Source organism: Halobacillus sp. (assembly GCF_049282395.1).
GTDB lineage: Bacteria > Bacillota > Bacilli > Bacillales > Halobacillaceae > Halobacillus.
The window spans coordinates 1-5228 of record NZ_JBAPTY010000132.1 but is presented as its reverse complement, the minus strand read 5'-3'; the positions used below and the strand labels follow the sequence as shown (position 1 = coordinate 5228).

Here is a 5228-nt window from a genome sequence, read left to right as displayed (position 1 = left end):
TATTCAAATTTGAATAATGAGGGTGATGTGGTGATATGACAGAGTGGGATGAATATAAAACGATCTTTCATTCGCTCCAGGAAGATATTCTCGTCACAAAAACGGACGGGACCATTGTGAAAGTAAGTGAAGGCACAGGGGCAGTATACGATATTAACGCAGCTGACTTAATGGGCAGGTCCGTCTATGATCTGGAAAGAGAAGGACTCTTTACCCCTCTGGCTACGCCAAAAGTAGTAGAGTCACATGAGAGAGCAACTTTTGTTCAAACTCTTAAGGGGGGTAAGAAATTGCTGGTTACGGCTTTGCCCGTTTTTAATAACGAAAGTGAGCTTGTACGTATAGTCAGTTACTCGCATGACGTAACGGAGTTAATGGAAATCAAGGCCGGAATGGAAGAGATGACGGTTGAGATGGAGCGTGTGAGAGATGAGCTTACTCGGTTAAAGCAGCAGAATGAGGGAGAGTTTATCGCTAAAAGTGAACAAATGCGCAAAATTCTCGCAACAGCCAGTCAGGTTGCGGGTGTAGACGTGAATGTTCTTCTCTTAGGTGAGTCAGGGGTGGGCAAGACAGAGCTAGCTAAAATGATGCATGAAAAAAGCGAGCGTTCAAGCGGCCCCTTTATTGAAGTTAACTGCGGGGCGATCCCGGATTCATTATTTGAAGCGGAACTGTTCGGTTATGAAGGCGGCTCTTTTACGGGAGCGACCAAAGGAGGTAAGAAGGGGTTTGCTGAACTGGCTGCCGACGGAACCTTGTTTCTGGACGAGGTAGGAGAGCTATCCCTGGCAAATCAAGTAAAAGTACTAAAATTAATTCAGAAAAAAAGGTTCTACAAAGTAGGCGGCCGAAAAGAAATTTATTCCGATTTCCGCCTGATTAGTGCAACAAATAAGCATTTAAAAGAATCTGTAGAGCAAAAGCTGTTTAGAGAAGACCTTTATTTCCGACTGAATGTAGTTCCTTTAACCATCCCTCCTTTAAGGGAGAGAAAAGAAGATATTACACCGCTTCTACAATCCTTTCTTGATCATTTTACGACCCGTTACAAAAGGAAAAAAGTGTTAGACCGGGGTGTGCTGCATGAATTGAACAAATTGGAATGGAAAGGGAATGTAAGAGAACTTATGAATCTGGTGGAAAGATTAGTCGTTACTGCGCCGGACACTATTATTCTTCCTTCCGATCTCCCTGAATCCTATCAGCAGATCATTTCTTCTTATTCAGAAATGAATAATTTTGAAGAACCCTTGGCTGTGACAATGGAAAAAGTAGAAAAAGAAAGACTGGAACAAGCGAAACAAAAATTTCAAACAACGACTAAAATAGCAGAAGCTCTAGGAATCAGTCAGCCTACAGTAGTTAGAAAACTCAAAAAATACAGAATTAAATAATAAATTGGCACGATACTTGCATGTTAAAAGGTAAGAGACTATAGTCTTTTGCCTTTTTATTTGTTTTTGTTATAGGTCGTTGCTGATTTCTCTTAAAAGTGATCTTCGACTAAAGGGCCACAGGAAAGCGAATTATTTCTCAATCAACCCTAGTCCGCTTTCCATAACGGACCAATTTAAGTCGAAACTGAGTCTTAAAGAATCGGATGCTTATCTGTGGAAATCAACACGGCATTTTAACAAGGAAACAAAAAGCTATAAAAGTCTTTAGCGATTAGGGGGAATTCTTTACCATTGTCTTAGTGCAACGATGCAGAGGAGCTTAGAAATTGGTCTTAGTACGTTTAGTTGTTTTCAATGTAGCCTTATTAAAAAATTTTAAGGAGTGGAAGCGATGGAGGTTAAGCAAAAAGAAAGTTTTCAATCGGAGGAATGGAACGAACAACAGGATAACGGGAAGCGGCATTCCAGTCGAAGTTATTTTTGGTTTATAGTTCCCTCTTTATTAGGCGTGTTATTGTTTTTATTCCCTATTCCTTACGGCGGTAAAATTACGATTGGCGTCGGCATTATGGCAGAATCTGTACAGGCAATTTTGGAGCCGATTCTCCCAAGTTTAATGACAGGAATTCTAGTGATTTCGGCTATCCTTCCAGTGGTAGCGAAAACTGTGAAGCCAAAATTTATTATAGATAAACCGTTTATAAAACAACTATTCTATGTGAACACATTTTGGATGGTTACTAGAATAATTGGAGCCATATTTGCTCTGATGACTCTTTTTGCCATTGGACCGGAGTTTATCATCTCAGATGTTACCGGTGGCACTATGCTTTATTCTCTCGTGCCTGTTCTCGCCGCGTGGTTTCTTTTTGCAGGTATATTAATGCCTTTATTAATGGAGTTTGGATTAATGGATTTTATCGGAACTATGCTACGTAAAGTCATGAGGCCAGTATTTAAGCTGCCGGGCCGTTCTTCAATTGATGCTTTAGCTTCCTGGATGGGAGCTGGAACTGTAGGTGTCTTAATTACAACCAAACAATATGAAGAAGGCTATTATACAAAGCGTGAAGCTGCTACTATTGCAACGAACTTTTCGATTAACTCGATTGCTTTTAGTTTAGTGGTGATCAGCTTCATAGGTTTAGAAGAGTTCTTTGTACCTTTCTATTTAACGGTAGTGATAGCCGGGCTGGTTGCTGCTTTCATTTGTCCAAGAATCCCACCGTTATCAAGGAAAGCTGATACTTATTATGAGGGTACAGGGATGAGAATATCAGAAGATACACCTGAAGGAATGTCCAATTTTCAATGGGGGTTAAATAAAGCTCTTAGCAAAGCTTCAGAAGTTAAGGGTGTTAGATATGTAGCTAGGCAAGGAGTACAAACGGTTCTAGATATATATTTTGCATTGATTCCATTGGTGATGGCACTTGGAACAGTGGCTTTAATTATAGCTGAATTCACACCATTTTTTAACTATCTCTCCTTACCGATTGTACCTGTACTCCAGTGGATGCAAATACCTGAAGCTGCTCAGGCAGCTCCGGCCATGCTCGTTGGATTTGCTGATATGTTCCTTCCGGCGGTTATTGGAGCGGGTATAGAGAGTGAATTAACACGATTTGTCATAGCCGCTATTTCATTAACGCAGCTCATTTACATGTCTGAGATTGGAATACTGCTGGTTAAATCTAAGATACCAATTTCAGTGGGAGAACTTGCTGTTATTTTCCTGCAGCGTACAGTCATTACACTCCCAATTATCGTATTGATCGCCCACTTTATTTTTTAGGAGGAGAAGTAGATGAATTCATCATTTGAAAGTCTATATGGAAGCATGTCTGATTTACTAGCCCCGAGTATGGCAAAAGACCATCCTAATCTGCCGGTTGAAAAGGAGGAGGGGTGTTACTATTACGGAACAGATGGTAAAAAATATTTGGATTTCACCTCGGGTATTGCTGTAGCTAATACCGGTCACCGTCATCCGAAAGTCGTGCAGGCCATTAAGGATAGTGCAGATAACTTAATGCATGGTCCTTCCGGAGTAATTATGTATGATTCTATTCTCAGAGTTGCTGATCGATTAAAAGAGAAATTACCTGGAAATCTGGATTGTTTCTTTTTTGCAAACAGTGGTACTGAGGCCATAGAAGGAGCTTTAAAATTAGCTAAATATGCGACTCAACGTCCTTATACGATTTCCTTTACTGGCTGTTTTCACGGCAGGTCGCTGGGTGCGCTTGGAGTCAGCACCTCGAAAAGTAAATATCGGAAATTTTTGCAGCCTAATGGCCTGACTTATCAGCTGCCTTACGCTGACAGCTCAGGCTGTCCAGAGGGGCAGGATGTAGGGGAATACTGTGCGGAAAAACTTGAAAAAGAGGTAGAGCTATTATTTGATCATCAGGTAACGCCGGAAGAAGTCGCCTGCATGATTGTGGAGCCCGTTCTTGGAGAGGGCGGTTATATTATTCCTCCTAAAGCCTGGCTGCAAAAGGTTCGTGAAGTTTGCGACCGGCATGGTATTCTTTTAATTTTTGACGAGGTTCAGACAGGGTTCGGACGAACTGGGGAGTGGTTTGCAGCTCAAACATTTGAAGTTACCCCAGATATTATGGCGATTGCTAAAGGGATCGCTTCAGGCATGCCTCTAAGTGCTACGGTTGCTTCTAAAGAATTGATGAGTAAATGGCCAATGGGTACTCATGGCACCACGTTCGGCGGAAACCCTATTGCCTGTTCAGCAGCACTTGCTACATTGGATGTAATGGAAGAGGAACATTTAATAGATAATTCAAGAGAACTCGGAGCATACGCCTTACGAAGGTTAAAAGAAATAAGAGAAAGGCATGAAGTCATCGGCGAGGTCCGGGGGGTAGGACTCATGATTGGAATAGAAATTATCCACCCTGAAACAGGGAATCCGGATGGAGCTGGAATGATGAAAATATTAGACACCTCCCTTGAAAAAGGTGTCTTATTCTACCTATGCGGGAAACACCAGGAGGTTATCCGCATGATTCCTCCGCTAATCGTTACCAGAGAGCAAATTGATCAGGGGTTGGCGGTATTTGAAGAGGCCGTATATGAGTTCGAACAGAAAAAAACATATGTAGGTTCATAAACTAGGAAGCCTGAGCATATTGCTCAGGCTTCCTAGTTTATGATCGAAATTAAAGCCCAGAGAACAGCAGCTAATACCAAAACTCTCTGGAAATATCCATTTCAATGGTTGGATTTTCAGTCTTCAATTTACCGAGCAATTTGCCACAGTTTCTAATGTGAACCAAGTATTTTCTGCCGGTCTTCATTTTAAATACTAATCCAATATAACTTCTATCTGGTGTACCGATTTGAATGGCTCCTTTTGGAATATGTCCCCAATCGACCTCGTAAATCGAATCAATTTCTTGAATGGGGAGACGAGTCGTATCCCAGCCGAATACTCGGCTAAGCTTAAGCTCACTATCGGTCATTTTATAATTAACCGTTACTAAATTACCGATAACAAATAGGAGGGCAAAAACTAAAAAGAACAAGAGCATATAAACAATAAACATATGAAGCATTTGTCTCCCTTCTATGAAACCCTTAATAATAGGTACGATTACATAAGAGAAGGGTTTCAACTACTATTGATCATAAGAAGCTCTTATTGAATTTTAAGCAAGATGATATTGAACTAACGGGCCGGATAGTTGAAGACTCAGTTTCGAGATAATTTGAGCCCGTTACGATATTTGGAGAAGGACTGGTGGGGAAATAACTCGCTTTCCTATGGGGGAACGGTGAGCTTCCTCGCTCGTTTCACTCCCTGCGGGA

General features: G+C 41.3%; 4 protein-coding genes. 3 read left to right on the top strand and 1 reads right to left on the bottom strand.

What is annotated here, in order from left to right; all coding sequences use genetic code 11:
* Window positions 1-35 precede the first annotated feature (35 nt).
* The 3 genes from WAM07_RS06155 (at window position 36) to WAM07_RS06145 (ending at window position 4530) form a co-directional block, all read left to right on the top strand.
* A complete protein-coding gene (locus WAM07_RS06155) occupies window positions 36-1397 on the top strand; it encodes a sigma-54 interaction domain-containing protein (RefSeq protein ID WP_422165653.1) in 1362 nt (453 codons plus the stop codon).
* Between the two features lie 394 nt (window positions 1398-1791).
* On the top strand, window positions 1792-3195 hold the full coding sequence (locus tag WAM07_RS06150) for a YjiH family protein (protein ID WP_422165651.1): 1404 nt from the start codon (window positions 1792-1794) through the stop codon (window positions 3193-3195).
* Window positions 3196-3207: 12 nt separating this feature from the next.
* Window positions 3208-4530 carry an aspartate aminotransferase family protein gene (locus WAM07_RS06145; RefSeq protein WP_422165649.1) on the top strand — a complete coding sequence of 441 codons (1323 nt, stop codon included), beginning with the start codon at window positions 3208-3210 and terminating at the stop codon, window positions 4528-4530.
* A 70-nt stretch (window positions 4531-4600) separates the two neighbouring features.
* Here WAM07_RS06145 and WAM07_RS06140 read toward each other — a convergent pair whose 3' ends face one another.
* A complete protein-coding gene (locus WAM07_RS06140; RefSeq protein ID WP_422165647.1) occupies window positions 4601-4975 on the bottom strand; it encodes a hypothetical protein in 375 nt (124 codons plus the stop codon).
* Window positions 4976-5228 lie beyond the last annotated feature (253 nt).

What these genes read in the sequence shown, in the direction of transcription:
- WAM07_RS06155 (WP_422165653.1), top strand. Translation starts at nt 36, where the DNA reads ATGACAGAGTGGGATGAATATAAAACGATCTTTCATTCGCTCCAGGAA.
- WAM07_RS06150 (WP_422165651.1), top strand. Translation starts at nt 1,792, where the DNA reads ATGGAGGTTAAGCAAAAAGAAAGTTTTCAATCGGAGGAATGGAACGAA.
- WAM07_RS06145 (WP_422165649.1), top strand. Translation starts at nt 3,208, where the DNA reads ATGAATTCATCATTTGAAAGTCTATATGGAAGCATGTCTGATTTACTA.
- WAM07_RS06140 (WP_422165647.1), bottom strand. Translation starts at nt 4,975, where the DNA reads ATGCTTCATATGTTTATTGTTTATATGCTCTTGTTCTTTTTAGTTTTT.